This window comes from Pseudomonas sp. ES3-33 (assembly GCF_000952175.1).
Lineage (GTDB): Bacteria > Pseudomonadota > Gammaproteobacteria > Pseudomonadales > Pseudomonadaceae > Aquipseudomonas > Aquipseudomonas gregormendelii.
Map to the genome: position 1 here is coordinate 70,149 of NZ_JZRI01000069.1, position 16,744 is coordinate 86,892.

Consider the following 16,744-nt stretch of genomic DNA (forward strand, 5'->3'; position numbering starts at 1 on the left):
GGAGTCTTACTCCGGGAAATCACCGCCATTGGCAGGCTGGGATTCAACTTCCAGCAGGGTCAGCTTCAGGGTCTTGCCACCCGGTGCCGGCCAGTCGATGTGCTGACCCACTTTGAGGCCCAGCAGCGCGCTGCCGACAGGTGCCAGGATGGAAATCTTGCCTTCGTCGGCGTTCGCATCCTTGGGGTAGACCAGGGTCAGGTGGTAGTCCTTGCCGCTGCTTTCCTCCCGGCAATGCACTTTGGAATTCATGGTCACGACGTCGGCAGGCACATCTTCGTGTCCGACCAGGGTATCGGCGCGATCCAGTTCGGTTTGCAGCGCGATAACGCCCGGCAGCGTGTCATCCAGGCTGTCGATCAGGCGCTCCAGACGTTGCACGTCCAGACGGGTAAGGGTGATGGAAGGTGCGGTCATGATCAGGGCAGACTCCTTTCTTCTGCACGAAAAAAGCAAAACCCCGCCACAAAAAGGCAGGGTTTTCACGAGCCTCGATGGGTTGAGGCGTACCCGGACACTATCACAGCTCAATAAATATACAAGCCAGTGGCGGCGGACGGCTTTGCCCCTGTAGGAGCTGCCGCAGGCTGCGATCTTTTGATCTTGTTCTTAGGCGAACTCAGAATCGCTAAAAATCAAGATCAAAAGATCGCAGCCTTCGGCAGCTCCTACAGGATATTGGTGCTGGCTTTGCGATTTGAGGCCTGGGCGCAGATGACCCGGCGGCGATCGTCGTCGGCCGAGCGCCATTCGCGGATGTCTTCGACGTGGCGAAAACACCCCAGGCAAACCTTCTGCTCGTCCAGCCGGCAGACTCCGCTGCACGGCGACGGGACTGCCGCGCTGACGTTGCTGTAGAGCGGCTTGGGCGGACGAACAGATGCAGGCTCGGCCACTTTTTACAAACCTTCGAAATCGAATTCAGCACCGGCCTGCTGCTTGACGATGCGCTCGAGCATCTCGCCGAGCTGCTCTTCGCTCTTGTCACACATCCAGCGCTCGCTCTCTTCGTCGTAGTCGAAGTGGAACCCACCGGACACCGCTGCCAGCCACAGCTGACGCAACGGCTCCTGACGGCTGAAGATCAACTGGCTGCCGTTTTCGAACTTCACGGTCAACACGCCAGCCGAACTCTCCAGATCGATGTCCAGGTCGCTGTCGTCAAAGATATCCTCCAGCGTTTGCTGGGTGGCATCGACCAGATCGTGGAAACGGGCTTCGGTCAAACTCATTACGGCAACCTCAAAAAGTGTCTACTCGCGCTCAAGCGCCGCACGATACGGGCGAGCCCCGGTGATTGCAAAGGATAACGATCAAGGGTCGATACAGGTAGATAAAACACTGTACCTGTGGGAGCGGGCTCGCACGCGAAGGGGCCAGCACATTCAATATCTTTGTTGACTGACACACCGCTTTCACGAGCAAGCCCGCTCCCACAGGCATTGCGGCGCCGTTCCGTGGGTCGTGCACAGCCCCGCCGGACGGGAGGGCCGTCGCATAGGCAAGCTGCCGGGTGGCCGGTATACTCCGGCGCAATTAAAGCATTTTCAAGGATTTCGCCATGAAGCGCCTGATCTCTTCCCTTGCTGCGCTCGCTGCGGTTGCCTGCCTGCTGTCGGCCTGTGGGCAAAAAGGCCCGCTGTACCTGCCTGACGATTCCCAGGATCCTGTCGAGCAGGCCAAGTCGTCGCAGCAGCAGCCTGCGTCGAAAGCCCACAAGCACGACGTCTACCAATAAGGGAACCTCATGGACGCTTTTAACTACCGTGACGGTGAGCTGTTCGCGGAAGGTGTTGCCCTGTCCGCCATCGCCGAGCGTTTTGGCACGCCGACTTACGTCTACTCGCGCGCGCACATCGAAGCCCAGTACCTGGCTTACGCCGACGCGCTGGCCGGCACGCCACACCTGGTGTGTTTTGCGGTCAAGGCCAACTCCAACCTGGGTGTACTGAATGTCCTGGCGCGTCTGGGCGCCGGTTTCGACATCGTCTCCCGTGGTGAGCTGGAACGTGTGCTGGCCGCTGGCGGCAGCGCTGACAAGATCGTGTTCTCCGGAGTCGGCAAGACCCGTGACGATATGCGTCGCGCCCTGGAAGTCGGCGTGCATTGCTTCAACGTCGAATCCACCGACGAGCTGGAACGGCTGCAAGTCGTGGCAGCCGAGCTGGGCGTTCGCGCGCCGATCTCGCTGCGCGTCAATCCGGACGTCGATGCCGGCACTCACCCCTACATCTCCACCGGGCTGAAGGAAAACAAATTCGGCATCGCCATCGCCGACGCCGAGGACGTGTATGTCCGCGCCGCTCAACTGCCAAACCTGGAAGTGGTCGGCGTCGATTGCCACATCGGCTCCCAGCTGACCACCCTGCCGCCGTTCATCGACGCCCTCGATCGCCTGCTGGGCCTGGTCGACCGTCTCGGCGATTGTGGCATCTACCTGCGTCACATCGACCTCGGTGGTGGCCTGGGTGTGCGTTATCGCGATGAAGAGCCGCCATTGGCTGCCGACTACATCAAGGCCGTGCGCGAGCGTCTGGACGGCCGCGACCTGGCGCTGGTGTTCGAGCCGGGCCGCTTCATCGTGGCCAACGCCGGCGTGCTGCTGACCCAGGTCGAGTACCTCAAGCACACCGAGCACAAGGACTTCGCCATCGTCGATGCCGCCATGAACGACCTGATCCGCCCGGCGCTGTACCAGGCCTGGATGGACGTCACCGCAGTGCGCCCGCGCGACACCGCTGGCCGCGCCTACGACATCGTCGGGCCGATCTGCGAGACCGGCGACTTCCTGGCCAAGGATCGTCAGCTGGCATTGGAAGAAGGTGACCTGCTGGCCGTGCATTCGGCGGGCGCCTATGGGTTTGTCATGAGTTCCAACTACAACACTCGCGGCCGCGCCGCTGAAGTGTTGGTGGACGGTGATGAGGCATTTGAAGTGCGTCGCCGTGAAACGGTAGCCGAGTTGTTCGCTGGCGAAAGCCTGCTGCCGGAGTAAGACCATGCTGCTGCGTTTTACCAAGATGCACGGCCTGGGCAACGATTTCATGGTCCTCGACCTGGTCAGCCAGCACGCGCACATTTTGCCCAAGCACGCCAAGCAATGGGGCGACCGGCACACCGGCATCGGTTTCGACCAGTTGCTGATCGTCGAAGCCCCCAGCAACCCGGACGTGGACTTCCGCTATCGGATCTTCAACTCCGACGGCTCCGAAGTGGAACAGTGCGGCAACGGTGCGCGCTGTTTCGCCCGCTTTGTGCTCGACAAACGCCTGACCGCAAAACGGCAGATCCGCGTCGAGACCAAGAGCGGCATCATCGAACTGGATATTCGCAGCGACGGCCAGATCAGCGTGAACATGGGCGCGCCGCGCCTGGTGCCGGCCGACATCCCGTTCGAAGCGCCTGAGCAGGCGCTCAGCTACCAGATCGAAGTCGACGGTACCGAGGTCGACCTGGCCGCCGTGTCCATGGGCAACCCCCATGCGGTACTGCGGGTCAGCGACATCAACAATGCACCGGTGCATGAACTGGGACCGAAGATCGAACATCACCCGCGCTTTCCGGCACGGGTGAACGTCGGCTTCCTCCAGGTCATCGACCGCAACCGCGCGCAACTGCGCGTCTGGGAACGCGGCGTCGGGGAAACCCAGGCCTGCGGTACCGGTGCCTGCGCAGCCGCAGTGGCCGCGATCAGCCAGGGGTGGATGGATTCGCCGCTATTGATCGACCTGCCCGGCGGGCGCCTGTCCATTGAATGGGCAGGCCCTGGCCAACCGGTGATGATGACCGGCCCGGCAGTTCGTGTTTACGAAGGACAAGTACGTCTTTGAGTGAGTCAATCCGATGACCGACAAGCCCCAGGTACCCGCCCTACAGCCCGACGAATCCCCTTCCGAAAGCCTTGAGGCGGCGGCAATTGCCGCGTACCTGGAGGCTCATCCGGATTTCTTCATCGAGCACGAAGAACTGCTCCCAGCCTTGCGCATTCCGCATCAGCGCGGCGACACCATCTCGCTGGTCGAACGCCAGATGACCATTCTGCGCGACCGCAACATTGAACTGCGACATCGCCTGTCACACTTGATGGACGTGGCCAGGGACAACGATCGTCTCTTCGACAAGACCCGGCGCCTGATTCTCGCCCTGATGGATGCTGCCAGCCTCGAAGATGTGGTGATCGGCGTCGAGGACAGCCTGCGCCAGGACTTCCAGGTGCCCTTTGTCAGCCTGATCCTGCTCGGTGACAACCCGATGCCGGTCGGCCGCTGGGTGACCCATGCCGACGCCCAGGCCGCCATTGGTGGGTTGCTGTCCGAGGACAAGAGCGTCGCCGGCAGCCTGCGTGAGCACGAGCTGGATTTCCTCTTTGGCGAGGAGCAACGCAAGCAGATCGGTTCGACCGCTGTCGTCGCGATCAGCCATCAAGGCATCCACGGCGTACTGGCCATCGCCAGCCGTGATCCGCAGCACTACAAAAGCTCGGTGGGAACGCTGTTCCTCAGCTACATCGCCGAAGTCATGGGCCGCGTGCTGCCACGGGTGAACAATCCGCTGCGCTCGGTACGCTGATCGTGGAGCGACAACTGGACGCTTACTGCGAACACCTGCGCAGTGAGCGGCAGGTGTCGCCTCACACGCTGCAGGCCTATCGTCGCGACCTCGACAAAGTGCTGGGCTGGTGCGTCAAACAGAACATCGCCAGCTGGGCGGCCCTGGACATCCAGCGCCTGCGAGGCCTGATCGCCCGCCTGCACTCCCAGGGCCAATCATCCCGCAGCCTCGCGCGCCTGCTGTCGGCAGTGCGCGGGCTCTATCACTACCTGAACCGCGAAGGGCTGTGCGATCACGACCCGGCCAATGGCCTGGCACCGCCCAAGGGCGAGCGTCGCCTGCCCAAGACCCTGGACACCGATCGGGCATTGCAACTGCTCGAGGGTGGGGTGGAAGATGATTTTCTGGCACGCCGCGATCAGGCGATCCTGGAGTTGTTCTACTCCTCCGGCCTGCGGCTGTCGGAGCTGACCGGGCTCAACCTCGATCAACTGGACCTGGCCGACGGCATGGTCCAGGTGCTCGGTAAAGGCAGCAAGACCCGACTCTTGCCCGTCGGCGCGAAAGCCCGTGAAGCGCTGGAGTTGTGGCTGCCATTGCGCGCCATGGCCAACCCCGCAGATGACGCGGTGTTTGTCAGCCAACAGGGCCGGCGCCTTGGTCCACGGGCGATTCAGGTTCGGGTGAAAGCCGCCGGTGAACGCGAGCTGGGGCAGAACCTGCACCCGCACATGCTGCGGCACTCCTTCGCCAGCCACCTGCTGGAGTCTTCGCAGGACCTGCGCGCCGTGCAGGAACTACTCGGCCACTCGGACATCAAGACCACCCAGATCTATACCCACCTGGACTTCCAGCACCTGGCGACGGTCTACGACAATGCCCACCCACGGGCCAAACGCATTAAGGGCGATGATTCATGACGATCCAATTGATCACTTTCGACCTCGACGACACCCTGTGGGACACCGCCCCGGTGATTGTCAGCGCCGAAGCCGTGTTGCGCCAATGGCTCACCGAACACGCGCCGAACCTGGGCGCAGTACCGGTCGAGCACTTGTGGGCAATTCGCGAGCGCATCCTGGGCAACGAACCCGGCCTCAAGCACCGCATCAGCGCCCTGCGCCGCCGTGTCCTGTTCCATGCACTGGAGGACGCTGGCTACACCCACGCAGAAGCCACTGATCTGGCTGACCAGAGTTTTGAAGTGTTTCTGCATGCGCGCCACCAGTTGGAAATCTTCCCCGAAGTAGCGCCGACCCTGGAGACGCTGGCCAGGCACTACGCCCTCGGGGTCGTGACCAATGGCAATGCCGACGTTCGACGGCTGGGGCTGGCGGATTATTTCAAGTTCGCCTTGTGTGCCGAAGACATCGGCATCGCCAAGCCCGATGCGCGCCTGTTTCATGAGGCGCTGCAACGTGGAGGTGCGACGGCGCAGACCGCCGTGCACATCGGTGATCATCCGGGCGACGACATTGCCGGAGCACAACAGGCAGGACTGCGGGCCATCTGGTTCAACCCGGCGGGCAAGGCGTGGGAAGCCGAAAAGGCCCCGGACGCCGAAATCCGCAGCCTGACCGAATTACCGGCGTTGCTGGCGCGGTGGAGTGCGACAAAAATTTGAGGCGCGGCTGAAAAGATCGCAGCCTTCGGCAGCTCCTACAGGTGTACACAATAAAATGCAGGAGCTGCCGAAGGCTGCGATCTTTTGATTTTCAGGCATGAAAAAGCCCGCAGCGACGGCGGGCTTTTTCAGCAAGCAAGGGCAAGCGCCTAGATAGGCCGGCTGCCGTACTTGTTGTCAGGCTTCTTGGGAGGATCGGCGACCACATTGGCCTCCACTTCCTGCACCTTGCCGCCTTTGGCCAGGAACTCTTCCATGGCTTTGGCGAGCGCATCGCGCTCTTTGTTTTTCGCTTCGACGCTCGGCAGCTCATCGACCGAAACCGCAGCCTTGGCCTTGCCTTTGGCGGTCGGAACGGGCGTTTCACCGCCATCGTCTTCAGCGACGTCTTCCGCCGCTGCTTCCAGACCTTCTTCGGTTTCGTCGTCGTCGCCTACTTCGAGGTCGTCGTTTTCCAGATCATCGTCGCTCATGTTCTACCTCATGACTTGCGAAAAGCAGATTAGTTATAGCCCAGCTTTGCCGTCTGTCGACGGCTGCCAGAAAAAATTCAACCGCCATTGATGACCAATGGCTTATGCCCCTTCACCGTGCAAGGTGGCGAGGACTTTACGAGCACCACCATGATCACGGTGCTCGCCCAGATAAACGCCTTGCCAGGTTCCCAACGCCAGTCGGCCTGCCGAAACCGGCAAACTGAGCTGACAGCCGAGCACGCTGGCCTTGAAATGCGCCGGGAGGTCGTCCAGGCCTTCGTCGTTGTGCTCAAAGCCGTCTGTTCCTTGTGGGATCAGACGATTGAAAAATCGTTCGAAGTCGCGACGTACCGCCGGATCGGCGTTCTCGTTGATGGTCAACGACGCCGAGGTGTGCTGCAGCCACAAGTGCAACAGACCGACCCGACATGCCCTGATTTCAGGCAAACCGGCGAGTAACTCGTCTGTTACCAGATGAAAGCCCCGGGGCCTCGCCCGCAAGGTAATCAGAGTCTGTTGCCACATACAGTTCTCCGCACGTTCGGGGCGCATTCTAGCGCGCTCTGGGAAAAAACAAAGGCCCTAATATTCCTTCGTTGCTGTAAGCCATTGGCCGCACAAAATCGCTCGGTACAAAGGTAGCCAAAGCTCGAGGAAAAAACCTTTCAGCTTCCCTTCCAGTGACAAATCCGGGGCAAAAAAATGCCCGGCGAACCGGGCATTATTTTTTGCGCAAAACTTACAAGTTGTAGCCACGCTCGTTGTGCAGTGCCAGGTCGATACCCACCGCCTCTTCTTCCTCAGTCACTCGCAGACCCATGACGGCGTCCAGGACCTTGAGAATGATGTAGGTGATGATCGCGGTGTAGATCACTGTGAAGCCTACACCTTTGAGCTGCACCCAGACTTGTGCGCCGATATCGGTCACAGTGCCGAAACCACCCAGGGCCGGTGCGGCGAACACGCCGGTGAGGATCGCGCCGAGAATACCGCCGATACCGTGCACACCAAAGGCGTCCAGGGAGTCGTCGTAGCCGAGTTTGCGTTTCAGGGTGGTCGCGCAGAAGAAGCACACCACGCCTGCAGCCAGGCCGATCACCAGGGCACCCATCGGGCCCACGGTACCAGCGGCCGGAGTGACAGCCACCAGACCGGCTACCACACCCGAGGCAATACCCAATGCGCTAGGCTTGCCGTGGGTGACCCACTCGGCAAACATCCAGCCCAGGGCGGCGGCAGCGGTAGCGATCTGGGTAACCAGCATCGCCATGCCCGCAGTGCCGTTGGCAGCAGCCGCAGAGCCGGCGTTGAAGCCGAACCAGCCGACCCACAGCATCGCAGCACCCATCAGGGTGTAGCCGAGGTTGTGCGGAGCCATTGGCGTGGTCGGGAAACCTTTGCGCTTGCCCAGTACCAGGCAGCAGATCAGGCCAGCCACACCGGCGTTGATGTGCACCACGGTGCCGCCCGCGAAGTCGAGCACGCCCCAGTCCCACATCAGGCCGCCGTTGCCAGACCAGACCATGTGCGCGATCGGTGCATACACCAGGGTGAACCAGATGCCCATGAAGATCAGCATGGCGGAGAATTTCATCCGCTCTGCAAAAGCACCGACGATCAACGCAGGCGTGATGATGGCGAACGTCATCTGGAAGGTGATGAACACCGCCTCAGGGAACAGCGCCGCAGGACCGGTCAGGCTCGATGGCGTGACACCGGCGAGGAACGCCTTGCCCATGCCGCCGAAGAACGAGTTGAAGTTGACGACGCCCTGCTCCATGCCGGTGGTGTCGAACGCAATGCTGTAGCCATAAATGACCCACAGGATGCTGATCAGACCGGTAATGGCGAAGCACTGCATCATCACGGAAAGAATGTTTTTGGAACGAACCATGCCGCCGTAGAACAGCGCGAGGCCGGGAATGGTCATGAACAGCACGAGGGCTGTAGAGGTCAGCATCCAGGCGGTGTCGCCGGAATTGAGGACTGGGGCCGCCACTTCGTCTGCCGCCATAGCCAGGCTGGGCATTACGAGGGACAACAGGGCTCCTAGCCCTGCGAATTTACGCAGAGTCATATTGTTTTCTCCTGGGGCGTTGGGTTTGTGGCGGCTTTTAGATTGCGTCGGTATCGGTTTCGCCGGTACGGATGCGAATCGCCTGTTCCAGATTGACCACGAAGATCTTGCCGTCACCGATCTTGCCGGTGTTGGCTGCCTTGGTGATCGCCTCGATAACCCGATCAAGATCCTTGTCGTCAATGGCGACATCGATCTTCACCTTTGGCAGGAAATCGACCACGTATTCCGCGCCGCGATACAGCTCGGTGTGACCCTTCTGCCGACCGAAGCCTTTGACCTCAGTAACGGTAATGCCCTGCACGCCGATCTCGGACAAAGACTCGCGCACGTCGTCCAGTTTGAACGGCTTGATGATGGCAGTGACTAGCTTCATGAAAACTCTCTCCCGAATTGGTGGACTTGCCCCAGGAAAACAAACCCGACTCAAGTCTAAGCGCAGTGCCTGGCTTTGTAACGCATCGTCGGCCCTACCTGCCCGTCCGACGCCAGTTAACCGCTCCTGGCGAAACACTTCCCCGTTTCGCCCGGCGCACTGCATTCGTCACAGCGACTGCATCAGTGCATGGGTTACTAGGCTCTTAGCAGAAAGCTTGCCATCTCTTGAAAAGCGCCTGAATTCAACCCCTTGGCCGGGCATGCAGCCGAATGGGCGAAAAACATGCGACGTATACGCACAACAACGGTGCGATACCGTTCGTCCCCATGCGCGAAAACCGTGCATCCCCGTGCTCGGGATTGACTATAGACACTGCGTGATACACTGCTCGCCATTGTTTCCAGGACCTTTCCCATGCTCGCGCCCAAAGACTTCCTCGACGCCCTCACGGGTACCGCCTCGCGCCTTTTCAGCGGCGACACGCCATTGCCGAAAAGCGAAATCGAAAGCCAGTTCAAGGCATTGTTGCAGAGCGGCTTCAGCAAGCTGGACCTGGTGAGCCGTGAAGAATTCGATAGCCAGATGGTCGTGCTGGCACGCACTCGGGCACGCCTGGAAAGCCTCGAAGCAAAAGTGGCCGAGATGGAAGCAAAGCTCAACCCGCCAATCGAATAAACACCGCAAATCCCTGTGGGAGCGGGCATATTCGCAAAAAGGCCCGCCTCCCCTCCCAGCCCGGATCACCCGCTTGCGTAGGAGCTGCCGAAGGCTGCGATCTTTTGATCCCCAGGTTTGGCGACCTGAAAGCCAAAGGTGTACTACGATCCTCGACCCCAGTCATGGCTGTTGTGCGTGGGAGACCCTCGGGTCTGCCGGGTTCCTTTTGCTCCGGTTCGCCAACCCGCGTACAACTGCCACCCATTCGTTTGGCGATGTCGGCTGGCAGCCCATTGAGCAAAAAGAGCTGCATCAATGAACTGCGATGAAGCTTATCCCCCCCACGTCTTCACTCGCCACAATCGCCCTCTGCGCGCCCTTCTGCTGGAAAACCCGCTGTGGATTCGTTTGCAGGATGTTCCGCGCATGCTGGCGACGAGGGCACGGCCACGGCCTGCGCGATTTCGGATTGCGCCATACGACACGATCTCCTAAGCTCGCTTCTGCTGAACATTCAGCACCGGGTTTGGCGACCTGGAAACCTCGACATATCGCAACCACATTCGAACAGGGAATTTTCCCGTCTCGAATTATGGCGGCTCTGCGTGGGAGACCCTCGGGTCTGCCGGATGTCGGGGATTACCGGTTCGCCAACCCGCGCATAGCTGCCACCTTTTCGTTTGGCGACGAACAGCCGGTAGTCTTCACTCGACCCCCGAGAACTACACAATGGACGAAAACTATCTAACCCCTGAAGTCTTCACGCGCCACAAACTCCATCTCCACGCCCTGCTCCTGCAAAACCAACCCTGGTTCAGCGCCCGCGACCTCGGCCGTCTACTGCGCATCTTCCTCGATGAACGCGCAGTGCGAAAACTCGACCCGGACCAGCACCGGTCCCTGCGAATACTTATCCACGGCAAGATCGAAAACACACTGCTCATTAGCGAATCCGGCGTCTACGCCCTGCTGGTGTACCACTACTGCCCGGAATACCGCAGTCTGCGCGAGTGGCTGACCCACGAAGTAGTGCCCGCGCTAAGGGATGCCCAGGAACCCGACTCAACCGAGCGCCCGATCCTGAGTCGACTGAACTGGCCAGAGATGTCGCTGAACCTGCTGCACTGGAACAACCAGCCATGGATTCGGCTGCAGGATGTGCCGCATCTGCTGCCTAATGAAGAACCGGTGCAACAAGCCGTCAACGTGCCATGGTGGAAAAAAGCCTCGCGAGCATTGCAGTCGCTATAGGCAGCTAACCACGCTCGATATCGTCGCTGAGTGCCTCGTAATGCGATTGCAGATTCAGCCAGAAATCGGGCGTGGTATCAAAGTGAACAGCCAGCTTCCTGGCCAGGTCCGGACTGACGCCTGCGCTCTGCGCGACAAGCCTTGTCAGCGCTACCTCATAACCTGAACGCTGGCCTGCAAGATCAGCCCCCGCGACAGCCGATGGTTCAAGAAGCTCCTGCTCTGGAGCTTCTGCGGAACAAATCGAGCGCATTCCATTACTGTCCATCTTCCCTTCTCCGGGTGGCTTGATCTGCAATGATCATAAGCAGCCCCCCAGCAAACAAGAGCGCCCCGACGGTTCACGCAATGCCCTTCAAACATTTCAGAACGGTCCTACGAAAACTGCTTGCTGGAGCTGATTTCGCCTCTCGTTTTGCTCCGCTAACTTCACATTCGCTGACCAGCTTCACTGGTCGTCCCCCAGCACGGTGTGTGGCCAATGCAACGTGGTGCAAGTGTGCTTTGCGGATACTCCACGCTTTCTGAACGACAAAAAACCCACGCTTATGGCGTGGGTTTCGTTTAACCCCAGATGAATCAGGCGCAGTGCGGAAGACGCTCAACCTGATCCCGAATCGCCGCCCCCCTTTCAATCTCGGCTCTACGCAAATCGTAAGTCGATTGCAGGTTCAGCCAAAACTCGGGGGTTGTGCCCAAGCAGATAGATAGCCTGAGCGCCATATCAGCGCTGACGCCTCGACGCTGAAGCACAATGTCATTCACCGTCGGAGTCGAAACGCTCAACGCTCGGGCCAAGGCTGCCGCAGTAAGGCTCAGAGGCTCAAGGTATTCCTCTTTGAGGATCTCGCCAGGGTGAACCGGGCGCATACCATTCTTAGTCATTACTCACCTCAGTGATAATCGACGATTTCGACATTCGCTGGTCCGTTAGGACCCCATACAAAGCAAATTCGCCATTGAGCATTGATACGGATGCTGTACTGACCTTTTCGACTCCCATCCAGCGCCTCCAGGCGATTGCCTGGTGGTGATCGAAGGTCCGTCAGAACGGCAGCAGCATCAAGCATCGTCAGTTTTCGCTCCACGACACCCAGAATGGCTGACCACATACGGGTCTTACCGTTGCGAAACAGGTACTCGGTCTCAGAACACTTAAAGCTAACGATCATAATATAAAGCTTAACGTTATGCATTAATCTTCAGTGTATAACCTGATTTCACTTATGCAAATGCGCCAAGGCGGTTCTTGGTACTTCCCACCTCCTTACGCTTTCCCCTACCAGAAAGACGCTCGCAACATCCTGCGAAGCTTTCCCTGTCCCGTAGACACAATCCCCGTCTACCCTTGAAACCACCGCAGGAAGCGGTCTCCGTCAGCTCAAGGAACGACCATGTCCCTCTCCATCGTCCACAGCCGCGCCCAGATTGGCGTGGATGCACCCGCCGTCACCGTGGAAGTCCATCTCGCCAATGGCTTGCCGTCACTGACGATGGTCGGCTTGCCCGAAACTGCAGTGAAGGAAAGCAAAGACCGGGTGCGCAGTGCGATTATCAATTCCGGGCTGCAGTTTCCCGCGCGACGCATCACGCTCAATCTCGCCCCGGCGGATTTGCCCAAGGATGGTGGACGGTTTGATTTGGCGATTGCCTTGGGGATTCTGGCGGCCAGCGTGCAGGTGCCAGCGCTGACACTGGATGACGTGGAATGCCTGGGGGAATTGGCGTTGTCGGGAGCGGTGCGGGCGGTGCGCGGCGTATTGCCTGCCGCCCTGGCGGCGCGCAAGGCGGGTCGAACGTTGCTGGTACCGCGGGCGAACGCCGAAGAGGCCTGCCTGGCATCGGGCCTGCAGGTGATTGCCGTGGATCATTTGCTGGAGGCCGTGGCGCATTTCAACGGGCACCAGCCCATCGCTCCATACGTGTCCGACGGCTTGATGCACGCCAGCAAACCCTACCCTGACCTGAGTGAAGTACAGGGCCAGCTCGCGGCCAAACGGGCGCTGCTGATTGCCGCAGCAGGCGCTCACAACCTGCTCATGTTGTATAGCAATACACCTCACCAGTGTGACAACTGACAGATCGATTCTCAGGTGAGCAGGAATAGATCGAAAAGTTAAAGAAAACGGAGCTCATCGAGCACCTATTGATGGGACTCAAGGACGGGATCGAAAGCTGCTGGTACTATCCATCGATACCTATGAGGAGCCGCTGGATGGTACCGATCACAAGACGTGAACTCGTTAAAGCTTGGGGGGAGTTACGGCAAGCTTCAAAGGCGGTAAATCGTGTAAACCCTCATCGATTGCTCCTTTTCTACGCGGCTGAATGTGGGCTGAAAGCTATTTATCTGCGGGAAAACAACTCAGATGTTTTGGATGAAACCACTGCCGGCCTCAAAAACCATGATCTGAACCAGGTGATGGATAAGCTCCGCATGGGTAAAGAATATAGATTGCCGCTAAGCCTTAGCCTTCCAGAACTGCGTTCTCCTGGAAATACTCAACCTAGGAAATGTGGTTCAGGCTCCCTGAATCAAGTGTGGCGATATGGATCGAAATGCGAGATTCCTGCGGATGACGAGCAGTTGGAAGCAACGCTGGAAAAAGTAAATGACTGGATTGCAGGAGAAATAAGATGAGCCTTGATCAGAATGAGCGCATGCCTTTGACCTGGCTCGACGTCGAAAGGGGATTCAAGCGGTCTACGGAAAACTTCACAGCCTACCCCGAAGGCGTGACCCGAATTCGTTGTTTTTACGATGGCGCTGAAGTTGAAACAGCTGTTGCAACACTAGCAAGGGACTGGATTTCAGATACATTCCAGTCCGCTTATAATGAAGCCAATAACTCAATATCGTTGGCCATTGGGGATTACAATTATCCAATTTCATTCATAACCCCTAATGATGAGCCGGAAACACCTACTCAATATCCACTATGGAAAGAGCAGGCCTATCTGAAACCGCAGGTAGGAAAACGCTACCCACCAAAATTTAGTGACGGGCCAAGAATGGTCTCGTTCCATTCATTCAAGGGTGGTGTTGGCAGAACTACGGCTTTAATGACTTATGCTTCAGCGATGCTGAACATACCTACCACGCAAAATATCAAAATCCTTTTGGTAGATGCCGATTTAGAAGCTCCAGGAATTAGTTTATGGCTCGATACTCCGAGCATGCCAACGGTTTCATTCGTAAAATTCCTAGAGGCAATGCACTACCCTCCTGAAAGCACGGATCAGGCATTGAATTACTTTGCCTCGGAGCTCCGTAAAACATCTATAAACCTAGACGGCAGTCGAAAAGAAATATTCATTCTCCCTTCTGCCGTAAAGCTGTCCGAAATAATGGATATGCCGGTGCTACCTTCGCACATTGCAAAAAACCCGAAAAACCCTTGGCTTCTAACAGATCACTTGCACGAATTAGGCAAAAAGCTGGGCGTAGATATGGTATTTGTAGATCTACGAGCCGGGCTCAGCGAACTTTCGAGTCCTATATTGTTCGATACACGAGTTGAGCATTTTTTCGTTACTACGGTTGCTCATCAATCAGTTCTGGGTATGGCCGCAATATTAGAGCATGTTGGGCGCTTCCAGTCAGGCATCCAAAGAGATAGTGAATCACTCACTAAACCTTCAGTGGTTTTAAGCCTACTGACACCTACCCTTCGAAAATTATCCGACTACACCCTAGCAATTGAAAAGCTTAATGGCGCTTATATCAGCTCCGAGATCAACACCGGTGATGAGTTAGAAGATATCGCTCCGAGTATCGATTGGGTCGAGGCGGAATTTGAATCAACTTTGATGAGCATAAGCTCAGTCAAGCAAGCTCTAGAACTTCTGACAAAAGCGCCATTGTATGAAAGCGCGTTCAAATGGGCTGAAACACGTACGAAGCACCAAGAGATAATTACGGAAGATCCGCAAGATGAAAGGCCAAAATTAAAAACTGACATAGCTTCCCTATACCGAGTTTGTGAAGGCTTCCAGTTTGCTGAAAAGTCTACTAGCTCTGAAATGCTAGTAACTGACCCATTGCGGAATTTAGCCAAGCACTATAATTCGGAATTACCAAATATCGTATCCGTTGGCGCCAAGGGAGCTGGAAAAACTTTTACTTTTCTTCAGCTATGCAGAACAAAAACCTGGGGCCATTTCCTAGAAAAAATTAATACTACTTACTCGGAAATTGATAACTGCCATATCTTCCCAGCGATCAGCTCACAGAATATAGATGGAGATTCGCTGACCATAGTCAAAGACGCCGTCGAGGGCTTCAGCAACAATCTAGGAGTTCCATCTATTCCGGTGAATAGTGTTCAGGCAAAAATCACAAAACTTGTCAGTCAAAACGACGTCGACTGGAATGAAGCGTGGGAACGATTGCTTGTTGAAGCCATCGGACTACCCTGCAAAAACTTCGTTGATCTCAACATATGGCTTATCCAAAATAACAAATCGATAGTTTATGTCATTGATGGTATTGAGGATTTATTTGACAGTCCTGCTGTAGAAAACCAACGAATGGCGATAAAAGCACTTTTAGAAGTTCCTAACTCGCTAAACGCGTTAAGACAGCGAAAAATTGGATTCGTCTGTTTCGTTCGGGCTGACTATGTACAGGTATCAATACGACAGAATGTTGCGCAGTACCTATCACGATTCCAACCCTTTAGGCTGGAATGGACACCAGAAACATTTCTACGCCTCGTTTATTGGCTATGTAGTAAATCTAATATTATTCAAGCAAAAACAGAGCTTGCAGAAACGCTTTCAATGGAAGGGTTACTGAGTGCCCTAGAGGAATTATGGGGCAAAAAAATGGGAGGAAACTCCTCCAAAGAGGCCAACAGTGCACGCTGGGTATTTGCCGCACTCTGCGACCTTAATGGTCGTCTACAAGCTAGAGATGTAGTGCGCTTTCTTAAGTTCTCAGCAAAACAGATGCAAACTAAGAGAACTGAGGGCTGGCCTGACAGACTGCTTTACCCGGAGGCGATCAGACAATCACTGTCGGAATGCAGCAGGGAAAAGGTAGAAGAAGCTAGCACGGAGATTTTGCCGCTAAGAGACTGGCGCGTAAAACTTCTAGAAGTATCAGACGAATTCAAAAAAGTCCCATTCAACCCTGGCAACGTTGGCCTATCTGATGAGCTGATACGTTCACTGAAGGACATCGGAGTTATTTACGAAGACATAGATCGCTTGGAGGATTCCGACCGATTCTACTTACCCGAAATCTACCGTACAGGGTTGGGATTTAAATCAGCCGTAGGTGGGAGGCCAAGAGTTCAAGCCCTTCTCAAACGTAACCTTGGGGGGATGCCCTTCTAATTCACACTCTTGTCCCAATGGCGCTTTACTGTCGGCAAACGTATTTTAAGCTCAGCAGAGGCCTGTCCTTGTGACAGGCCTCTGGATTTGGCTTTTTGCGCCTCTCGAGTAGTGGCTATCGCAACAGGACACCGCTAGACAGCAGTCATGATAAGGCCGCTGAGAGGCATAGAGGCCACGCGTCTGCTGTGCTGTGCCCGTGCCCTTGCCCCATCAATTGATCGTGCGCAGCGAAGCGAGCATTCGCCGCAGGCGGCTGGCTTGCGGATTCCACGGCCATCCGGCCACCTATTCCATAAACATCCGGCCACTGATTCCACGATGATCCGGCCACCCATTCCACGCTCATCCGGCCACCCTTAAGGCAGGCAGCAACGCAGGATTATTCA

At 57.0% G+C, this 16,744-nt stretch carries 20 protein-coding genes and 1 pseudogene; 11 read left to right on the forward strand and 10 right to left on the reverse strand.

Features of this window, described 5'->3' with window-relative positions; all coding sequences use genetic code 11:
- Window positions 1-6 precede the first annotated feature (6 nt).
- The 3 genes from rnk to cyaY form a co-directional block, all read right to left on the reverse strand.
- Window positions 7-417 (reverse strand): nucleoside diphosphate kinase regulator, encoded by a 411-nt coding sequence (gene rnk, locus UB23_RS12795; RefSeq protein ID WP_045059688.1) that lies wholly within the window; start codon window positions 415-417, stop codon window positions 7-9.
- Between the two features lie 251 nt (window positions 418-668).
- The gene (locus tag UB23_RS12800) at window positions 669-896 is read right to left on the reverse strand and encodes a DUF1289 domain-containing protein (protein WP_045059689.1); all 228 of its coding nucleotides are present in this window, start codon (window positions 894-896) and stop codon (window positions 669-671) included.
- 3 nt (window positions 897-899) lie between these two features.
- Window positions 900-1,232, reverse strand: a complete 333-nt coding sequence (gene cyaY, locus UB23_RS12805) for an iron donor protein CyaY (RefSeq protein ID WP_045059690.1) — start codon at window positions 1,230-1,232, stop codon at window positions 900-902.
- A 329-nt stretch (window positions 1,233-1,561) separates the two neighbouring features.
- On the opposite strand from cyaY, the gene lptM reads away from it, so the two are divergent.
- The 6 genes from lptM to UB23_RS12835 are packed head-to-tail and all read left to right on the forward strand — an operon-like array spanning window position 1,562 to window position 6,175.
- Window positions 1,562-1,738 (forward strand): LPS translocon maturation chaperone LptM, encoded by a 177-nt coding sequence (lptM, locus tag UB23_RS28510; protein WP_045059691.1) that lies wholly within the window; start codon window positions 1,562-1,564, stop codon window positions 1,736-1,738.
- Between the two features lie 9 nt (window positions 1,739-1,747).
- Window positions 1,748-2,995 (forward strand): diaminopimelate decarboxylase, encoded by a 1,248-nt coding sequence (gene lysA / locus UB23_RS12815; RefSeq protein ID WP_045059692.1) that lies wholly within the window; start codon window positions 1,748-1,750, stop codon window positions 2,993-2,995.
- A 4-nt stretch (window positions 2,996-2,999) separates the two neighbouring features.
- On the forward strand, window positions 3,000-3,830 hold the full coding sequence (gene dapF, locus UB23_RS12820) for a diaminopimelate epimerase (RefSeq protein WP_045059693.1): 831 nt from the start codon (window positions 3,000-3,002) through the stop codon (window positions 3,828-3,830).
- A 13-nt stretch (window positions 3,831-3,843) separates the two neighbouring features.
- Complete coding sequence (locus UB23_RS12825) at window positions 3,844-4,569, forward strand: DUF484 family protein (protein ID WP_045059694.1); 726 nt, start codon at window positions 3,844-3,846, stop codon at window positions 4,567-4,569.
- Between the two features lie 2 nt (window positions 4,570-4,571).
- Window positions 4,572-5,471 (forward strand): tyrosine recombinase XerC, encoded by a 900-nt coding sequence (gene xerC, locus UB23_RS12830; RefSeq protein WP_045059695.1) that lies wholly within the window; start codon window positions 4,572-4,574, stop codon window positions 5,469-5,471.
- Complete coding sequence (locus UB23_RS12835; protein WP_045059696.1) at window positions 5,468-6,175, forward strand: HAD family hydrolase; 708 nt, start codon at window positions 5,468-5,470, stop codon at window positions 6,173-6,175. Before xerC ends, UB23_RS12835 begins: the two co-directional genes overlap by 4 nt.
- A gap of 149 nt (window positions 6,176-6,324) precedes the next feature.
- Here UB23_RS12835 and sutA read toward each other — a convergent pair whose 3' ends face one another.
- From sutA to glnK, 4 genes are all read right to left on the reverse strand, one after another.
- Complete coding sequence (gene sutA, locus UB23_RS12840; protein ID WP_045059697.1) at window positions 6,325-6,648, reverse strand: transcriptional regulator SutA; 324 nt, start codon at window positions 6,646-6,648, stop codon at window positions 6,325-6,327.
- A 102-nt stretch (window positions 6,649-6,750) separates the two neighbouring features.
- On the reverse strand, window positions 6,751-7,176 hold the full coding sequence (locus UB23_RS12845) for a secondary thiamine-phosphate synthase enzyme YjbQ (RefSeq protein ID WP_045059698.1): 426 nt from the start codon (window positions 7,174-7,176) through the stop codon (window positions 6,751-6,753).
- A gap of 214 nt (window positions 7,177-7,390) precedes the next feature.
- Window positions 7,391-8,728, reverse strand: a complete 1,338-nt coding sequence (locus UB23_RS12850; protein WP_045059699.1) for an ammonium transporter — start codon at window positions 8,726-8,728, stop codon at window positions 7,391-7,393.
- Window positions 8,729-8,765: 37 nt separating this feature from the next.
- Complete coding sequence (gene glnK, locus UB23_RS12855; RefSeq protein ID WP_002555808.1) at window positions 8,766-9,104, reverse strand: P-II family nitrogen regulator; 339 nt, start codon at window positions 9,102-9,104, stop codon at window positions 8,766-8,768.
- A gap of 417 nt (window positions 9,105-9,521) precedes the next feature.
- On the opposite strand from glnK, the gene UB23_RS12860 reads away from it, so the two are divergent.
- Together UB23_RS12860 and UB23_RS12865 are read left to right on the forward strand one after the other, a co-directional pair.
- On the forward strand, window positions 9,522-9,782 hold the full coding sequence (locus UB23_RS12860) for an accessory factor UbiK family protein (RefSeq protein WP_045059700.1): 261 nt from the start codon (window positions 9,522-9,524) through the stop codon (window positions 9,780-9,782).
- A gap of 711 nt (window positions 9,783-10,493) precedes the next feature.
- Entirely contained in the window at window positions 10,494-11,015 is a 522-nt protein-coding gene (locus UB23_RS12865; protein WP_045059701.1) for a BRO-N domain-containing protein, read from the forward strand.
- Window positions 11,016-11,019: 4 nt separating this feature from the next.
- On the opposite strand, the gene UB23_RS12870 is transcribed toward UB23_RS12865, so the two are convergent.
- The 3 genes from UB23_RS12870 to UB23_RS12880 all read right to left on the reverse strand — a co-directional run bounded on the left by UB23_RS12870 (window position 11,020) and on the right by UB23_RS12880 (window position 12,187).
- Window positions 11,020-11,283 (reverse strand): helix-turn-helix transcriptional regulator, encoded by a 264-nt coding sequence (locus UB23_RS12870; protein WP_045059702.1) that lies wholly within the window; start codon window positions 11,281-11,283, stop codon window positions 11,020-11,022.
- A 311-nt stretch (window positions 11,284-11,594) separates the two neighbouring features.
- Window positions 11,595-11,900 carry a HigA family addiction module antitoxin gene (locus UB23_RS12875; RefSeq protein WP_045059703.1) on the reverse strand — a complete coding sequence of 102 codons (306 nt, stop codon included), beginning with the start codon at window positions 11,898-11,900 and terminating at the stop codon, window positions 11,595-11,597.
- An 8-nt stretch (window positions 11,901-11,908) separates the two neighbouring features.
- The gene (locus tag UB23_RS12880; protein WP_045059705.1) at window positions 11,909-12,187 is read right to left on the reverse strand and encodes a type II toxin-antitoxin system RelE/ParE family toxin; all 279 of its coding nucleotides are present in this window, start codon (window positions 12,185-12,187) and stop codon (window positions 11,909-11,911) included.
- A 222-nt stretch (window positions 12,188-12,409) separates the two neighbouring features.
- On the opposite strand from UB23_RS12880, the pseudogene UB23_RS12885 reads away from it, so the two are divergent.
- The 3 genes and pseudogenes from UB23_RS12885 to UB23_RS12890 form a co-directional block, all read left to right on the forward strand.
- A pseudogene (locus UB23_RS12885) lies at window positions 12,410-13,057 on the forward strand (magnesium chelatase domain-containing protein); the annotation flags it as partial.
- Window positions 13,058-13,230: 173 nt separating this feature from the next.
- Entirely contained in the window at window positions 13,231-13,656 is a 426-nt protein-coding gene (locus UB23_RS29330; RefSeq protein WP_152644272.1) for a hypothetical protein, read from the forward strand.
- Window positions 13,653-16,355 carry a KGGVGR-motif variant AAA ATPase gene (locus UB23_RS12890; protein ID WP_045059704.1) on the forward strand — a complete coding sequence of 901 codons (2,703 nt, stop codon included), beginning with the start codon at window positions 13,653-13,655 and terminating at the stop codon, window positions 16,353-16,355. The genes UB23_RS29330 and UB23_RS12890 overlap by 4 nt, the downstream gene beginning before the upstream one ends.
- Window positions 16,356-16,744 lie beyond the last annotated feature (389 nt).